The organism is Campylobacter hominis ATCC BAA-381 (assembly GCF_000017585.1).
Lineage (GTDB): Bacteria > Campylobacterota > Campylobacteria > Campylobacterales > Campylobacteraceae > Campylobacter_B > Campylobacter_B hominis.
Map to the genome: position 1 here is coordinate 218,668 of NC_009714.1, position 15,568 is coordinate 234,235.

Below are 15,568 nucleotides of genomic sequence, written 5' to 3' on the forward strand. Positions count from 1 at the left end.
AAAATGGAGTTAAAAAAGCTTTTTTTTCCTATAGGTGCAGGCGAAGAGTTAAGAGAGCGCATTAGAGGAGCGCTTTTGGTAAATAAATTTTTTGGAACTCATTTAAGTATTTTAGCTTGCCAACTGGATCCCGCTACTGTTTATAATGTGCGAATGACGCTTCGTGGCGGTATTTTATTTGACGAGTTTTTGCGCACGGCGGAAGAAGAATTAATAGAAGAACAACAAAACAATCTGAGAATTGTGTGTGAAGAGTGCGAAAAGCTTGGAATTATAGTAAGCGAAGATCAAAGTGTGCCTAATTCCGCTTTTTTAAGAAATCTTATAGGCAATCGTTCCGATTTGGTGCAAAAACATTCGCGATATTCTGACATGGTTATAGCGGCAGTGCCTACAACAGGTAAAATTACCGGAACTTTTGAGGCGACAGTCGTAAAAAGCGGGCGTCCGGCTATCGTAATTCCGCGTGTTTTAGAAGAGTTTAAAGCAGAAAAAATTTTAGTTGCTTTAACAGGAAGCGCGGAAAGTTCAAGGGCGCTTGGACACTCTCTAGATTTGCTTAAAAAAGCAAAAAAAGTACATTGTATAACCGCAAGACACTATTTACAAGAAAGCGAAGCAGAAACAATAGGAAGAATCGATAATTACTTGGATTTACATGGAATAAAAGCTACTTTCGATACAGTAGATGCAAAAGGAAAGGTTCCTGGCCAAATTTTATTGGAAAACGCGGAAAACGGAAATTTTGATTTGATAGTTGCTGGAATGAGTGATGATAATGGCATACGCGAAGTTTTTCTAAGTGGAACCGCGCATTATTTTCTACAAAATACAAAAATTCCTGTTATGATGTAAAAAATTGAAGGCGATGAAATTTTATAACTTCTTCGCCTGATTATAAAATTTTACAATTCTTGTAAAATTTAATCTTTTGTAGTGTGGAAATTTTAAAATTTTTAGCTAAAAATTTGTCATATATAAAAAGAAATAAAAAGTGCAGGAAATATTAAGCGGAATTATTTTTGGAATAGGTGTTAGTGTGCCGATTGGACCTGTAAATATCTTAATAATGTCATATGCGCTGAAAAGTTATAAAAAAGCGTTTTTTCTTGGACTTGGAGCGATGGGTGCGGATGCACTTTATCTTACGCTTTTAAGTTTCGGCATATTGAAATTTCTTAATTCACCGACCGGCTTTAAAATTTTAGCTGTTTTCGGTGCAATTTTTTTGACTTATATGGCAATATTGATTTTAAAAAACTCAAAATCAAATATAAAAACGCAAAAAACGGACAGTTTTTCTTTATTCGGTATTTTTGTAAAAGGATTTCTTATAAATTTGTCAAATCCTTATGTGATAGCATTTTGGTTAAGTAGTGCCGCTGTTTTGAGTTATATGGGCGGAAATTTTATACTTACATTGTTTGGACTGATAATAGGAATTTTTCTTTGGATTAGTTTATTTCCGCTTGTAATTTTCAAGGCACGCAAAGTTATAGGCGAAAAAATCGCAAATCTTTTTTCATATATTTCTGCTTTTATTTTGATATTTTTTAGTATAATTCTTATATTTAGGACATTTTGGGAGACTTAAATGAGACATTTTGACAGTATGGAAATTTTAAATGAGCTTTTGAAATTTCAATCCATTACACCTGATGATGACGGCGCTTTTAACTATATTTCAATGATTTTAAACGATTTTGAAGAAATTAATATTGATAAAAACGGCGTTAAAAACGTGATTTTTCGAAAAACTTTCGGTCCTGGAGTGCATATTTGCTTTGCAGGTCATATTGACGTCGTAAAACCCGGAATCGGTTGGGATAGCGATCCGTTTGATCCTTTGCAAAAAGACGGTTTTATATATGCACGCGGCGCACAAGATATGAAAAGCGCCGTAGCTTCGATGATTTGTGCGGTTTCCGGGGTGCAAAATTTTAATGGCACTATTAGTCTGCTTCTTACAAGCGACGAAGAAGGAGATGCTGTTTTTGGGACGCGTGAAGCTTTAAAATTTTTACAATCTCGAGGTGAACTTCCTGATTTTGCGGTTGTCGGAGAACCTACTTGTGAAACCGTTTTCGGCGATACGATAAAGGTCGGAAGAAGAGGTTCTATAAATGGGATTTTACGAATAAACGGAATTCAAGGACACGTAGCATATCCAAATAAATGCGTAAATCCGGTGCATATTTTGGCAAGTAAATTTGCAAATTTTGCAGGACATGATTTTGATAACGGAAATGATTTTTTTGAACCGAGCAAACTTGTGGTTGTTGATATCAGGGGCGGTATGCAGGTATGCAATGTAACGCCAAGCGATGTCAGTGTTATGTTTAATGTAAGAAACTCAAATTTAACGGATGCAAACGATATTAAAAATTTTATAAACGATTTGTATAAAGATTGTGATTTTGATCTTAATTTAAAAGTTAGCTCTAATCCCTTTTTGACGGATAAAAACTCAAAAATCGTGCAAAAGTTAAGCCAAAGCGTGCAAAAAATTTCAGGTGTTTGTCCTGTTTTCACTACAGGCGGCGGCACAAGTGATGCAAGATATTTTGCCGAGTTTAATGTCGATGTTGCCGAGTTCGGTGTTATAAACGACAGATTGCACGCTGTAAATGAACGGGTAAGTGTAAATGAAGTGCAAAAATTAACTGAAATTTATAAAGATTTGATTGAAAATTTTTAATTTTTGTATGAATTTCAGTCTATAATACGGCCTGTTTCGTTAAAAACGTTTAAAATTTTAGAAGTATTAAATAAAATTAAATTGTTGTATTTAAAAATTTTACAGTGACGAAAAAATTAAGAATGTACCTAAAAGAAAAATTTAAGTAAGATTTCAGTAAAATTATAAGTTGCATTATGCAAAATCCTTGCTTGTGCAAAAGAGCATAAGCTAAAAATCCATAAGGAGAAAATATGAAACATTACGAGGTTTTATTCATCGTTAAGCCTACTTTGCAAGATGATGAAGTAAAAACAAAAGTTGATTTCGTAAAAGAAGTCATTACTAAGAATGGCGGAGAAATAGCCGCTGTAGTCGAGATGGGAACACGCAAACTCGCTTATAAAATCGACAAATATGAGCGTGGTGTGTATTTTGTGATTTATTTCACGGCACCGACAAAATTAATTGCTGAACTTGTGCGAAATTTGCGCATAAATGAAGATATTATTCGTTTTTTGACTATCAAATATGAGAATAAAAAAGAAATTTCAGCTTGGGAAAAATTAAGCCATGGCGTAAAACTTTCGGAGAATATGAAGAAAAACGAACGAAAAGCGCCAAAAGAACCGGTAAAAAAAGACGAAGAAGAAAATAAAGAGAGCGAAGAAGAAATAACTAGCGAAGAATAAGGGTGGAAAATGTTTAATAAAGTAGTTTTGGTCGGAAATCTAACACGAGATATAGAGCTAAGATATTTACAAAACGGTTCGGCAGTCGGTAAATCCGCAATAGCTGTAACTCGTAAATACAATTCAAACGGTGAAAAAAAAGAAGAAACTTGTTTCATTGATATTGATTTTTGGGGTAAAACCGCAGAAATTGCAAATCAATATTTGCATAAAGGAAGCAAAGTCTTGATAGAAGGAAGACTGAAGCTTGATCAATGGCAAGACCAAAATGGGCAAAACAGAAGCAAACATAGCATTTATGTAGAAAGTATGGAAATGCTTGGAACTCCGCAAAATTCGCAAAATGGCGGGAATTTCGGTAATCAAAATTCAAATTTCGGCGGAGGAAATTTCAATTCTCAAAATAACTTTAACGGATACGGTTCAAATCAAGGTTATAACGGACATAATTCAAATAATAATCAAAATTTTAACCAAAATCGTAATAGCGGCTCAAATTTTGGATATTCAAACCAAAACAACAATAAAACAAATTTTTCAAACAATACACCTCAAAAAGATGATGTGCAAGAAGAAAAGATTCCTGATATCGACGTAAATGCCGATATAGATGAGGAATTACCATTTTAAAAGGAAAGTAATATGGCAGATAAAAGAAAATATACACGCAAATATTGCAAATTTACAGAAGCTAAAATTGAGTTTATCGATTATAAAGACACAGCACTTTTAAAGTATTGTCTTTCAGAAAGATTTAAAATTATGCCAAGAAGATTAACAGGTACAAGCAAAAAATATCAAGAAATGGTTGAAAAAGCGATCAAACGCGCTCGCCAAGCTGCACTTATACCTTACATAGTTGATCGCGACAATGTAGTCGTAAATCCATTTGAAATTTTAGGCTAAATTTCTAAATTCGGGGCATTTCGCCCCAATTCCATTTTTGAAAATTATTTTTTTTATTTTTTTGCAAGGTTTTAATGTGAATAAGTACTTTTTATTTTTTATTTTTTTGATTTTTACAGGGTGCGCTTTTAATACACCAAAAATTTCAAAGAGTATAAATTTTACTGCGATTTCACCTCTTATAAAAATAAATGATGCCGGATTTTTGCATAAAATTTCCGGAGGAGATAAGATAGAACTTTACAAAAGCGGCGTTTTGGTGCTTGAATTGGTTGATAAAAACGGCAAAATTTGTTTAAACGGCGCCTGTGACGATGAGCTTATTTTTAATCAAAAATTTTTCAAAAATGCTTATTATAAAGGTTTATTGTCTGAAATTTTAAATTTTAAGCATATATTTAAAGGCAAAAATTTAACCGAAACAAATTGCGGTTTTACTCAAATTTTTGATGGTATAAAATACGAAATTTGCGGCGGAATGCTAAATTTTAAAGATAGCAAAAACGGCGTAAAAATAAAATTAAAAGAATTGAATTGAAACGAATAGGAGCTCATGTAAGTGCAAGTGGCGGTGTATCAAACGCACCTTTGAATGCCGCTAAAATCGGTGCCGATGCATTTGCTCTGTTTGTAAAAAATCAAAGACAATGGAGTGCAAAACCTCTTGAAAATCAAGAAATTGAGAATTTCAAACAAAATTTAAAAATTTCTAAAATTTTACCTGAGCATATTTTGGCTCACGACAGTTATCTTATAAATCTTGGTCATCCAAATTTACAAAATCGTCAAAAAAGTCTGGAGACTTTTATTGATGAAATAAATCGTTGTGAAATTTTAGGCATAAGACTTTTAAACTTTCATCCGGGCTCGCATTTAAAGTTAATTAGCGAGCAAGAATGTCTTAAAAATATAGCGGAAAGCATAAATAAAGCGCTTGCAAATACAAACAGAGTAAAACTTGTCATAGAAAATACGGCAGGGCAGGGCTCTAATCTGGGTTATCATTTTGATCAAATAGCTTTTATTATAAAAAATGTGAGTGATAAATCTCGTATCGGCGTATGTATCGATACTTGCCATGCTTTTGCAGGCGGATATGATTTTCGCACGAAAGCGGCTTATGAGAAAACTATGAGCGAGTTTGATGCAAAAATCGGTTATAAATTTTTGAGCGGAATGCATTTAAATGACACAAAAAATGAACTTGGAATTAGAAAAGATCGTCACGAAAGTCTAGGTAAGGGCTTTTTGGGGCTGGAAAGTTTTGAAAATATAATGAATGATAAAAATATTGATGAAATTCCAATGATTTTGGAGACTATAGATGAAACTATCTGGCCTGACGAAATCAAAATTTTAAGAAACTTAATAAAAGGAAATTAATGAATAAAACTATATCTTTAATGACTGTTTTAACTACATTCGCTTTTGCCGGCGGATATAAAATTCCGGAGCAAAGCGGTGACAGTATAGCAACTCTTGCTTCAAATGTAGCTACAAGTTTTGGTGCCGACGCGGCTTATTACAACCCTGCAAATATGATTTTTTTAGATCCGGTTCATTATTTAAATTTATCATCTACTTGCTTACATATTTCAAGTTTAAAGTTTAAAAACGAAAGCGATAAATTTCCCAGTAAAAACTATGATACAAAATCTGAGAGCGCAAATTTTTATGTTCCTGGGATGAATTTTATAAGTCCGTTTTTAGGCGATTTTCGCTTCGGTATCGCTTTGGCTACACCTGCCGGTGTCGGTATGAACTGGGAAGATCCGTATCCGAAATCAATTGCGGAAAAATTCTATTTAAGAGCAATAGAACTTGCTCCAAGCGTCGCTTATAAAGTAAATGACAATTTTTCTATCGGCGCGGGCGTTAGAGCCGCTTATGCCGAAGGAAAAGTACGAAATTCTGTAAGTGGTTTCGCTCCGTCGCCTATTTTTCCTGTCAGTATGGATGCAGGGCGCGATATGAAAGGCGATTCGGTAAATTTCGGATATAATCTTGCAGCTACTTTCAAACCGAATGAAAATTTATCTTTTGCAGCGACTTATAGATCTAAAATAAATTTAAAATTAAAAGGTGATGCTATAGTAAAATCGCAAATAAAAGGAAATAAAAAAGATGTGGATAAATTTAATGCTTTGACACAAAATGCTTATAGCGGCTTTTATGACGGAGATGTAAAAATAGACATTCCGCTTCCTGCGGTACTTACATTAGCAACTTCATTCGAGCTTGATGATTTTACATTTTTATTTGCTTATGACCGCACATTTTGGTCAGCTTTTAAAGAACTTGATTTTCGCTATGATGAGCGGGTTCCTGTTAGTGATATGTTTGATAAACCTATTGAAAAAAATTGGCATGATACTAATACTTATAGATTCGGTGTTGCTTATAAATACAATCCAAAACTTCGCTTAATGGGCGGTTTTGCCATTGATGAGAGTGCAGCCGACAGTAATAAAGTTCGTTTTGAATTACCTGAAACAAAGGCATATATTTATTCTGCCGGTGCAAATTATAAAGTAAGTGAAAATTTTGGTGTTACAGGAGCGTTTTTTTATCAGGATCGCCAAAAAAGACATGTAAATTCTGCGGATGATGTCGATTTTAATAATGTCGTAGGTACATTTGAAAGAAATCACATTACTTTTTTAAATCTTAGTTTCGATTATAATTTTTAAAGGATGGAAAATGAAAAATTTTATACGTGAAATAATGCAAAATAGGTATTCCTGTAGAAATTTTAATGATAAAAAGATTGACGATAAAACATTAAGAGAAATTATAAATTTAACAAGATTAAGCCCCAGTTCAGTTGGTTTGGAACCATGGAAATTTATGGTTGTAAGCGGCGAAAACTTAACACCTTTAGCGACAATATGCAATGCTCAAAAACATATAGAAAAATGTTCTCACGCCGTTATAATCATAAGTCGCAACGATATAAGGCCTGATGATAAATTTTTAAGAGAGCGAATAGAAAGTAAAGGCAAAAGCAAAGATAAAGTGGAAAAATATATCGCGTTTGTCGGCTCTAAAACAGGTCGAATGAGTGAGCGTGAACTTTGTGCTTATACAGATCTGCAAGGATATTTGGCTTGCGCAAATCTTGTAAATATAGCTTGTGCATTTGGTGTTCAAAGTTGCATAATAGGCGGATTTGACTATAATGCTTTAAGCGAGTTTATAGCAGCTGACGGTTTCGGCGCGCCGTTTCACCCTTGCGTTGTCGTAGCTTTAGGATACAGTGACGATGAGCCTGCTAAAAAAATTCGCCAAAGTTTAGATGAAGTTTTGGTTTATAAAAAATAAATTTTAATAACCGAAACTACTAAAATTAGCAAAAATTTTATCACACAAAATTTTTGCTACCTATTTTTTTAAAATTTATAAGCTTAACAAAAAAATATAATTAATCAAATAGAGATTTCCCCGATTTTAACGAATTTCGGATTTAGTATCATAAAATATAAATAGGCAAAAAAGTGATTTTACATATCGATCTGGACTGTTTTTTGTATCGGCCGCAAGAATAAAAGATAAAACTTTAATTGGCAAAAATGTAGTTGTCGCAAATGGTTCCGCCGACGATAACGAAAAGATAAAAGAAGAAAACGGCGTTGTTTTAAGTGCCGGTTATGAGGCTAGAAAATTTGGAATAAAATCAGCAATGCCTTTAAAACATGCTAAAACACTGTGCAAAAATTTAATTGTTGTAAAGGCCGATCATAGTTTTTATAAAGAGCTCTCGATTAAACTTGTAAAATGTTGTATAAAATGAGAAAAAATAGAAAATAAGTGATTTGTTTAGAAATATGATTTTAGCGATGTTTGAAAATGATTTTTCTCATTTTAATGAGAATTTTTACGCTTGACACTTTTTTGACAATTTTGACAAAAATTTTACATTGTTTGTAACAATTTTTACGCGATTTTTAAAACTTCTTTATGTATCCTATAACACAACCTATTATCTCAAAATTTTCATCCGGTTGTAGAGTAATCGGGTCATAGTCGGGATTATCGCTAATAAGCTTAACTACGGGGCGTTTTTGAAGTCTTTTGACATAGAGTTCATCATCTATTCTAGCTACGCAGATTTGACCTTCCTCGACATCTCCAAGACGAATAAATAAAAGCGCATTTTTTGGAATTGTAGGCTCCATACTGTCACCTTTGCTTTTGATGATATTAAGCCTTGAAAACTCGACAGTTCCGAGATAGTCTCGTAAAAAGGACTTGGAGAATTCAATCATTTTAGGCGGGTTTTCATCATTTATGTAGCCGCCTCCCGCGCTTGCATAGACATCATCAAAATATGGGACGGAAAAGTTGTCCTGTGACATTTTAAGGTTTGGGGGAGTAACGACACTTTTTTTATCACTAACGGACGACTTATGGACTCCTAACGGACATTTTTCTATCTCACTAACGGACAAATCATTATTATAAAAATTTGATATATTTAAATCAAAAGCTTTTGCAATTTTGTTTAAATTTTCAGTTGTGATATTTTTTGTTTTTTTTGACTCGTATCCTTTTATGCTGTCAATAGAAACACCAGAATAATCAGCTAACTCTTGCTGCGTCCAACCTTTTATATCTCTCAATTGTTTTATTCTATTTGATAATTCCATTTTAAATCCCATAATTTTACGAACAAATTACTCTTTTATATTGACAAGTGTAATTTATTACGCTATAATTTCAAAACTTGTTAAGAAATAATAACCAAATTTTTTGAAATTTGGGCTTAATGTGATCTTTAAAATTTCAGTGTTAAAACAAAATAGGAGCAAAAAATGGATGATTATATACTATTTATAGCTTTTATGCTGTTTAGTTTAGTATTTTTGTTTGATGAGTAGCCCCTTTTTTAAGGGGCTTAATAAGGTTATTTATCCTTATCGTTTGATGAATTATTATTATCACTTTGTGATTTATCATCAGCAGTGATATTGAAGCCGCTATTTTCTTTAGTGCTTTCATTGATACTTTCCGTATTGATGTTTATTTGACTGTTTGTGCTTAAAGACATAGTAATTGGCTTATTTTCATCAGGTTTTATAGGTTTATCATCCGGCATAATTATCACCTCCTTTCTATGGTTTATATATGGTAATAGATAATAAGTCGTAGTATAGGTGAATGCCATAAAAGCTAAAATTAGAAAAATAGCGCCTATCCTAATATAAAAGGCTCTAAATTTAACTATTTCAGTGTTTAAATCAAATGCATTTTTAGTTTCGTTTATAAGGTTTATAAGACCTTGGGCGTAAGACCATTTGTTATCTTTGATATTGGCTATATCTTCGGGTTTAAAAAATATAAATTTCTTTTGTTTGTTGTAGTATAAAGCAACAACTAAAGCTATCATTGAGATAATACATAAAGCAAATATTGATATAAAAGAACATAAAATTTTTGGAGTTATTGCTTGTTCTTTGATAAAAATAACAGCAATACCGATTATAAAGGTATTAAGCCAAAGATATGTTTTTATAAGATTTACTTGGTTTGGCATAATACTTGTAAGAATGTTGTCATAATCTTTTCTAATGGCGTCATAGCTTAGCTTTAGATTACTTTCATAATTTTTTACTTTATAACTGTCATCTTCCTTTTTTCTTAGAGTATCTTTATACATTTTAATCCTTTATTTTTGTTTTAACAATGAAATTATACATAAAAAAAGAAAGGAGATGGTATGCAAAGCTTGGCTGAGGCGATAAAAGATAAGACTAGATATGATATGAAAGCTTATTGCGAGATAAATAATCTAAGTCTAAGCAGTTTTTACAAAGGATATGTAAGCAAAAAGGCTAAAAAGGTATTGGAAAGCGACGGTATAGCTCTAAATAGGGTTGAGCATAAGGTAGCAGGCGGAAGCGATGGAAAATGGTCTTGGGTAAATAAGGGTTTGAGATGTGGTTAAACAGTAAAGAAGCGGCTGAAATTTTGGGTATTAAATACGACACACTGCAAAAATCTATAAATAGAGCCAACAAAATAAGCAAAAAAATTTGCCTTATAAAGTGTAATAAATTACTCTTTAAATATGCTGACGGCGTAGGTCGTGGTGGCAAAACTCTTCAAATTTGGCTGGACGATGAAAAAACAGCCGATGAAAAAGAGATTTATAGTGATAACCTAAGCTGCAAGGGTGATAATTTGGGTAGCGATTCAGTAAGCGGTGGCAATGAGACATACGATGAGATAAACACCTTTGAAGCAGGTAGTAATGAGATAAACAATCGTGAAACTGTTAAAGTCGATAAAAATACAGGCAATAACAAAAAAGCATGTAACGGCTCTAAAAAAAGTACTGCAAAGAGTTCTAAAAATAAAAAACCTGCAAAAATGACAGGCAAATACAGCCATATAAAAACTCTTGATGAAAAACAAAAATTAGAAGTTATAGCTTATGCGAAAAAACACTCTGTAAAGGTAGCAACCGAGTTTTTTGGCATAAGTAATAAAAATATATATAGATGGATTAAAGAGTTTGAAAATGGCGGTATAAAAGAGATAAAAGACGGGCGCGGCAAAAAATCAGAGCGGATCAAACCTTAATAAAAGAGGCGATTTTAACCATCGGTAACGCGCATAAAAGTAGCTGGTGGATGGAATATGTAAGAAGATATTCGCTGGAAAATAAAATTTCTTTTGATCCGTTTGATTTACAAGCCGATATCTCTCAAAGCACATTTTATCGCCACGCAAATAAACTAATCAAAAAAGACGCGGATGTGAGAAACTTTCTAAGGGGCGGGCTTGACGCGCTTGGCGATATGAATATAAGCGTAAAAAGAGACTATCTTAATGAAAACGAAGAGTGGCAGATAGATGCTACAAAGTATGACTTTATGTGTCTGAATGAAATGGGCGAACCGCAACGATATGAGGCAATAGGAATGATAGATGTCGCAAGCGGAAAGCTAGTATATGAGCTTGCGGAGTCGCCAAACTCTTACGCTAATGTAAGACTTCTAAAAAAGGCTTTTTTAAAAATGGGACGCCCGGGGTATATAAAGGGCGATAACGGAAAAGACTATGTAAGTAAGCACTTTCAAGGTGTTTTAGCAAGACTTGGCGTAAGCTATATAGCAGCAGCTCCGTTTAAAGGCTATCAAAAAGGAGTAATAGAAAGAGCGCATGGTGTTATGCAAAACTTTTTCGAAAATCTGCCGGGATTTATCGGTCATAACGCAGGCGAGAGAATAAAAAAAGAGAATGAAGCGCTTGAAAAAAGCAAGAGATTAAGCGGAGTAAAGACAAATATAACAAATCTTTTAACAAAAGCCGAAATGCAGGCAACGATAGACAGATACTGCGAAAGAAAGTCTAAATTCAGTAAAGATGTGGATAGCGGCTGGTTTGATGAGAGAGTATTTGGTAAGAGCTACGGAAGGGTGCTAAATGCAGGCGGAATAAATATAAATAATATGATTTATCAAAGCTTAGAACTTTATAAAAATTTAAAAATCGGCGACAGCGTGGAAGTGATAGAGGATATTGATGATATTTCTAAGATGTATGTGTATGCAAAAGGCGAGTTTGTCTGCGTTGTAGAAGATGACGAACGACAAAACATAAGCGCTGAAAAACTCAAAAAAGCTAAAAAAGAGTATCACAAAGAAAACATCGCTCCTGTAAAGAACTATATAAAATCTTTGCGTGATGAAAAAGACGCTTATTATAAAAAGATAGCTAAACAAAATTTAGATGAAAAAATGAAATGAAAAAGCGAAGTTGCCAAAAAGGAAAGTGCCAACAAAAGCGCAAACAAAGAGAAAATAAGCGCTGATGATACGCTGTATTTGCCGGATATTGACGCGGTGCTTGATGAGTTTGCCGGATGAAGTGCTTTGCAAGAAAATTAAGCGCTTTTTAAAGGTCTTTTAAAAGGCTTTTAAAAAGTGTTTAAACATTTAAATTTTAGATAAAGGATTTTAAATGGCGTTAAGCGAAAAAGCAAAAAATGCTCTTAACGAGTATAAGAAAAACGGTGGAAGTTATAGAAAGCTTGCTACTTTACTAAAAGTAAATGCTTCTTACATTTCTTTAGCGTTAAACGGCTGGGGGGATTATGATTTAAGCAATGAAGGTAAAAATGAGATTGAAAAAAAGATAAGCGATTTTTTCAGTTCAAAGCAGCTTAAAATTTCAAGTCAATATGATGAAATTTGCGAAGACAGCGACATAGTGCCTTTCAGAAACACGGTTGTAATAATAGCAAGTGTGATAAAGGCGATAAAACAACGAGCGTTGATGAAAATAGTAGGCAAAAGCGGCACCGGAAAGACAACTGCTATAAACGCTTTATCGAAAAAACTTCCTCAAAGCATAGTAATAACAGCGTTTGCAGGGATGAATAAAAAAGATTTGCTTGAGAGTATTGCTTTTAAGCTTGGTGTAATGCCAAAAAGAACAGGCATTTCTCACTTAATCGAAGCGATAAAAGATGGGTTAAGTGGCGGAAATAGAGTTCTAATAATCGATGAAGCAAATTTTATAAGCACGGTGAGTTTGGAGCAAATCAGATATCTGCAAGATATGACAAAAACTCCGATAATTTTAGTGGGAACTGAAAATTTGGAAAAAGAGATAGCAAAAAGCCACGAGCAAGTAGCAACCAGAATACGAAACACGCACGAAGCTTTGAGAGTTTTTGGTGATGATGAAGTGGAAATGCTATTTGAAAAAGAAAACATAAAAATAGACAAAAAAACAGCGGATAAGGTATGGAAAAGGTGCAAAAATCTAAGAGAGGTTAAATACGCACTTGATGATTTAAATGAAATTTATAAAGGCGACATCGCAAAAATAGATGCCGTTTTACCAAGGAGTTATTATGAATAGAAATTTAGTTAAAGGACTTTTTAGCGGGTTTGAAGTCGGAATGACACAAAACGGGGAGTTAGTAGGAAAGAGAGTTAAAAGGCGAGCTGCCGGATTAAAAGAGCAAAGTTTAAAAAGCGGTTTTAAAGAGCCTATTATAAGCGTTGGCAAAAGTTGCCGAAATCCTAAAGCAAGTTTTGTTTTTGGGCTAGGAAAGATTTGGAGGTAGAAAATGAGGCTTGAAGTGGTTACAAATAACAAAATGATAAGTTTAGGCATTCTTGCGAAAGATATATTTTTAACGACAGTTTGCGAGCCAGATAAAGACAATTTGTTTGATGCTTTGCAAGAAATAAAACCGGATACTTTAGAAAAAGTTAAAAACCTACCTGTTAAAGCAGGAATAACAGAAGAGATAAAAGACGGAATTATAAAAGCTTTTTCTGATATGAAAGTAGGAGAAAAAGCTTTATGCATAAATGATTGGGTAGTTAATTATGAAAGTAAAAAAGCCAAATATTTTTGGAAAGTGCAAGAACTTTGTAATAAAGGCTATAGCTTAAAAGAAGCAGAAGAAAGATCAAAAAAAATCTTAAAAAAAGAAATTGTTTAGTTTTAATATTAGAAGCAAAAAGCTAAGTAAAAATTTATCAAAGCCCGTAAATGGCGGGCTTGAATAAGTTTTTTAAGAAAGGAGAAAAAATGGCAAAACTTGTATTTGTTTCTACCCCCTACGCTTCCATAAAATGTAAGGATAGAGATAAAAACTATATAGCAAAAAATATAGCTCTTGAAGCGTGTCATCAGGTGCGCCTAAACGGCTATGAGCCGATCAGTCCGGTGCTAGCGTGGATGGACGTGTATTCAGAGCTTGAACGCGAAAAGGTGATGAAAAACTGCGAAGAGCTTATGAGAGCCTGCAGATATTATTATTTTTATCCTTGCGAGTTTTCGCAAAACAGCAAAGGTATGGCTTACGAGCGAAAAATAGCTCGTGAGCTCGGAGTTACGGAGCTGAAATTCAGTATTTTTGATTAAAGGAGTAAAAAAAATGGCACTAGTTAAAAAACTTGGCGAAAAAGAGGCGCAAAAAAGAAAACAAAAAAGGCTAAAAAGGAGAAAAAAATGAAGATAGAAAGTTTTAAAGATATAGATTCGGCGCTTAAAAGAGTGTGCGAATTAAGCGTAGGAATAGAAAAAATTAACGGCGAGGTTACGCTTGAGTGCAACCGTATAAAAGAGGCCAGAAAAAATGAGATTGAAAGGCTTGATAATGAGAAAAAATATATCGAGCAACAAATCACTCTATTTTGCGAGGACAACAAACATGAGTTTGCAGACAAAAGAAGTAAGGAATTCACATTCGGTGAAATAGGATACAGAATAAGCAAAAGCGTATCACTTCCGCGCGTAAAAACGAAAATCGAAGCGCTGCTTAATGCTATAAAGGCTTATGGACTTGCAAAAGAGTGCATAAATTACGAAGAAAAACCTAACAAAGAAGCATTAGCGGAGCTTGATGACAGCGATCTGGTAAAACTGGGGCTGAAACGCACGATAAAAGATAATTTCAGAATCGTGCCAAAAATAGAAAGTCTTGAAATTGTAAAATGAAATTTTAACAAAGGGCTTTTTTTAAGCCCTTGATTAAGGTTTTAAGGATAAAAAATGAAAAGCGTAAGACAAAATATACATTTGGAAATGTTAAATGAGCGCAGAAAAAGAGAATTTGACAAAAGATTGCGAAATGCTCTTAATTATGACCTAGAATTTTATAAATTTAAAAACGGAAAAATAAACGTATCTAAAATGAGCCGCTGCACTGGAATTTGCAAAAGCGTTTTGAGTCGTGAATTATATAAAAGAGGCATTCTTTAAGGAGTTAAAAATGACCGAAAATCAAAGAATTCTAAGAAATAATTTGCTTAAAAGAATTCATCTAAACAGCGAATATAAAGCTCTAAAAGAAAATGACGCATGGCAGATGTGGCTTGAGCTTAGGTTTGATGTAACAAGCTCTGCGGATCTTTCTATCGATGAACTTAAAAGCGCCCTTGAAATGCTAATAAGCGGCGAATTCAAAAAGTATGAGCCGGATGCACTAGGTAGAAATATAATCAAAAATATGAAAATAAAAAAAGCCAAAAAATCTAATGAAAATAAAAAAATAACTCCGGCTCAATATAACTACATAAAATACCTTGCAAACAGGCTTGGCTTTAGCGATAAAAAACTGATGATATATGTAATAAAACAGATAAAAGTCTTCATAAGGCTTGATAGCCAACTTAAAAGAGTGAGCTTAAATGATGCAAGGCGTATTATCACAGGCTTAGAAAAAATGTGTAAATTTTATAAGAAATAAAAATGAAGCTAGATATTGATTTAAGTGATAAAAACTTACCAAATAAAGCGTATTGCAAAGACTATAGTGAATGCTTTT

General features: G+C 33.4%; 23 protein-coding genes. 21 read left to right on the forward strand and 2 right to left on the reverse strand.

Features of this window, described 5'->3' with window-relative positions:
* The first annotated feature begins 3 nt into the window (after positions 1 to 3).
* The 11 genes from CHAB381_RS01180 to CHAB381_RS08585 all read left to right on the forward strand — a co-directional run bounded on the left by CHAB381_RS01180 (position 4) and on the right by CHAB381_RS08585 (position 8,065).
* Positions 4 to 855: a universal stress protein gene (locus CHAB381_RS01180; RefSeq protein ID WP_012108125.1), complete on the forward strand. Its 852-nt coding sequence runs from the start codon at positions 4 to 6 to the stop codon at positions 853 to 855.
* Between the two features lie 139 nt (positions 856 to 994).
* Positions 995 to 1,594 carry a LysE family translocator gene (locus CHAB381_RS01185; protein WP_012108126.1) on the forward strand — a complete coding sequence of 200 codons (600 nt, stop codon included), beginning with the start codon at positions 995 to 997 and terminating at the stop codon, positions 1,592 to 1,594.
* Positions 1,595 to 2,698, forward strand: a complete 1,104-nt coding sequence (gene dapE / locus CHAB381_RS01190; protein WP_012108127.1) for a succinyl-diaminopimelate desuccinylase — start codon at positions 1,595 to 1,597, stop codon at positions 2,696 to 2,698. It abuts the gene before it with no gap.
* Positions 2,699 to 2,931: 233 nt separating this feature from the next.
* Positions 2,932 to 3,369 carry a 30S ribosomal protein S6 gene (rpsF, locus tag CHAB381_RS01195; protein WP_012108128.1) on the forward strand — a complete coding sequence of 146 codons (438 nt, stop codon included), beginning with the start codon at positions 2,932 to 2,934 and terminating at the stop codon, positions 3,367 to 3,369.
* Positions 3,370 to 3,378: 9 nt separating this feature from the next.
* A complete protein-coding gene (locus CHAB381_RS01200) occupies positions 3,379 to 3,999 on the forward strand; it encodes a single-stranded DNA-binding protein (RefSeq protein ID WP_012108129.1) in 621 nt (206 codons plus the stop codon).
* A gap of 12 nt (positions 4,000 to 4,011) precedes the next feature.
* The gene (rpsR, locus tag CHAB381_RS01205) at positions 4,012 to 4,275 is read left to right on the forward strand and encodes a 30S ribosomal protein S18 (protein WP_012108130.1); all 264 of its coding nucleotides are present in this window, start codon (positions 4,012 to 4,014) and stop codon (positions 4,273 to 4,275) included.
* 76 nt (positions 4,276 to 4,351) lie between these two features.
* Positions 4,352 to 4,813, forward strand: a complete 462-nt coding sequence (locus CHAB381_RS01210) for a hypothetical protein (RefSeq protein WP_041570443.1) — start codon at positions 4,352 to 4,354, stop codon at positions 4,811 to 4,813.
* Positions 4,810 to 5,658, forward strand: a complete 849-nt coding sequence (gene nfo, locus CHAB381_RS01215; protein ID WP_012108132.1) for a deoxyribonuclease IV — start codon at positions 4,810 to 4,812, stop codon at positions 5,656 to 5,658. The genes CHAB381_RS01210 and nfo overlap by 4 nt, the downstream gene beginning before the upstream one ends.
* Positions 5,658 to 6,965 (forward strand): OmpP1/FadL family transporter, encoded by a 1,308-nt coding sequence (locus CHAB381_RS01220; RefSeq protein ID WP_012108133.1) that lies wholly within the window; start codon positions 5,658 to 5,660, stop codon positions 6,963 to 6,965. Before nfo ends, CHAB381_RS01220 begins: the two co-directional genes overlap by 1 nt.
* Before the next feature lie 10 nt (positions 6,966 to 6,975).
* Positions 6,976 to 7,596 (forward strand): nitroreductase family protein, encoded by a 621-nt coding sequence (locus CHAB381_RS01225; RefSeq protein ID WP_012108134.1) that lies wholly within the window; start codon positions 6,976 to 6,978, stop codon positions 7,594 to 7,596.
* 238 nt (positions 7,597 to 7,834) lie between these two features.
* A complete protein-coding gene (locus tag CHAB381_RS08585; RefSeq protein WP_232215076.1) occupies positions 7,835 to 8,065 on the forward strand; it encodes a Y-family DNA polymerase in 231 nt (76 codons plus the stop codon).
* 154 nt (positions 8,066 to 8,219) lie between these two features.
* On the opposite strand, the gene CHAB381_RS01230 is transcribed toward CHAB381_RS08585, so the two are convergent.
* Complete coding sequence (locus CHAB381_RS01230; RefSeq protein ID WP_012108135.1) at positions 8,220 to 8,921, reverse strand: XRE family transcriptional regulator; 702 nt, start codon at positions 8,919 to 8,921, stop codon at positions 8,220 to 8,222.
* Between the two features lie 257 nt (positions 8,922 to 9,178).
* Complete coding sequence (locus tag CHAB381_RS01235; protein ID WP_012108136.1) at positions 9,179 to 9,931, reverse strand: hypothetical protein; 753 nt, start codon at positions 9,929 to 9,931, stop codon at positions 9,179 to 9,181.
* 60 nt (positions 9,932 to 9,991) lie between these two features.
* On the opposite strand from CHAB381_RS01235, the gene CHAB381_RS01240 reads away from it, so the two are divergent.
* From CHAB381_RS01240 to CHAB381_RS01285, 10 genes are all read left to right on the forward strand, one after another.
* Positions 9,992 to 10,219, forward strand: coding sequence for a hypothetical protein (locus CHAB381_RS01240; protein ID WP_012108137.1), 228 nt, complete (start codon positions 9,992 to 9,994; stop codon positions 10,217 to 10,219).
* Positions 10,210 to 10,857, forward strand: coding sequence for a helix-turn-helix domain-containing protein (locus CHAB381_RS08940; protein WP_012108138.1), 648 nt, complete (start codon positions 10,210 to 10,212; stop codon positions 10,855 to 10,857). Before CHAB381_RS01240 ends, CHAB381_RS08940 begins: the two co-directional genes overlap by 10 nt.
* A 50-nt stretch (positions 10,858 to 10,907) precedes the next feature.
* Complete coding sequence (locus tag CHAB381_RS08945; RefSeq protein ID WP_012108139.1) at positions 10,908 to 12,026, forward strand: DDE-type integrase/transposase/recombinase; 1,119 nt, start codon at positions 10,908 to 10,910, stop codon at positions 12,024 to 12,026.
* 214 nt (positions 12,027 to 12,240) lie between these two features.
* Positions 12,241 to 13,146: an AAA family ATPase gene (locus CHAB381_RS01255; protein WP_012108140.1), complete on the forward strand. Its 906-nt coding sequence runs from the start codon at positions 12,241 to 12,243 to the stop codon at positions 13,144 to 13,146.
* A complete protein-coding gene (locus CHAB381_RS01260; protein WP_012108141.1) occupies positions 13,139 to 13,354 on the forward strand; it encodes a hypothetical protein in 216 nt (71 codons plus the stop codon). The genes CHAB381_RS01255 and CHAB381_RS01260 overlap by 8 nt, the downstream gene beginning before the upstream one ends.
* 3 nt (positions 13,355 to 13,357) lie before the next feature.
* A complete protein-coding gene (locus CHAB381_RS01265; protein ID WP_012108142.1) occupies positions 13,358 to 13,738 on the forward strand; it encodes a hypothetical protein in 381 nt (126 codons plus the stop codon).
* Between the two features lie 89 nt (positions 13,739 to 13,827).
* Positions 13,828 to 14,163, forward strand: coding sequence for a DUF7768 domain-containing protein (locus CHAB381_RS01270; RefSeq protein WP_012108143.1), 336 nt, complete (start codon positions 13,828 to 13,830; stop codon positions 14,161 to 14,163).
* Between the two features lie 87 nt (positions 14,164 to 14,250).
* The gene (locus CHAB381_RS01275; protein ID WP_012108144.1) at positions 14,251 to 14,739 is read left to right on the forward strand and encodes a host-nuclease inhibitor Gam family protein; all 489 of its coding nucleotides are present in this window, start codon (positions 14,251 to 14,253) and stop codon (positions 14,737 to 14,739) included.
* Positions 14,740 to 14,793: 54 nt separating this feature from the next.
* Entirely contained in the window at positions 14,794 to 15,003 is a 210-nt protein-coding gene (locus tag CHAB381_RS01280) for a hypothetical protein (protein ID WP_012108145.1), read from the forward strand.
* 10 nt (positions 15,004 to 15,013) lie between these two features.
* Complete coding sequence (locus tag CHAB381_RS01285) at positions 15,014 to 15,490, forward strand: phage protein GemA/Gp16 family protein (RefSeq protein ID WP_012108146.1); 477 nt, start codon at positions 15,014 to 15,016, stop codon at positions 15,488 to 15,490.
* Positions 15,491 to 15,568: the final 78 nt, after the last annotated feature.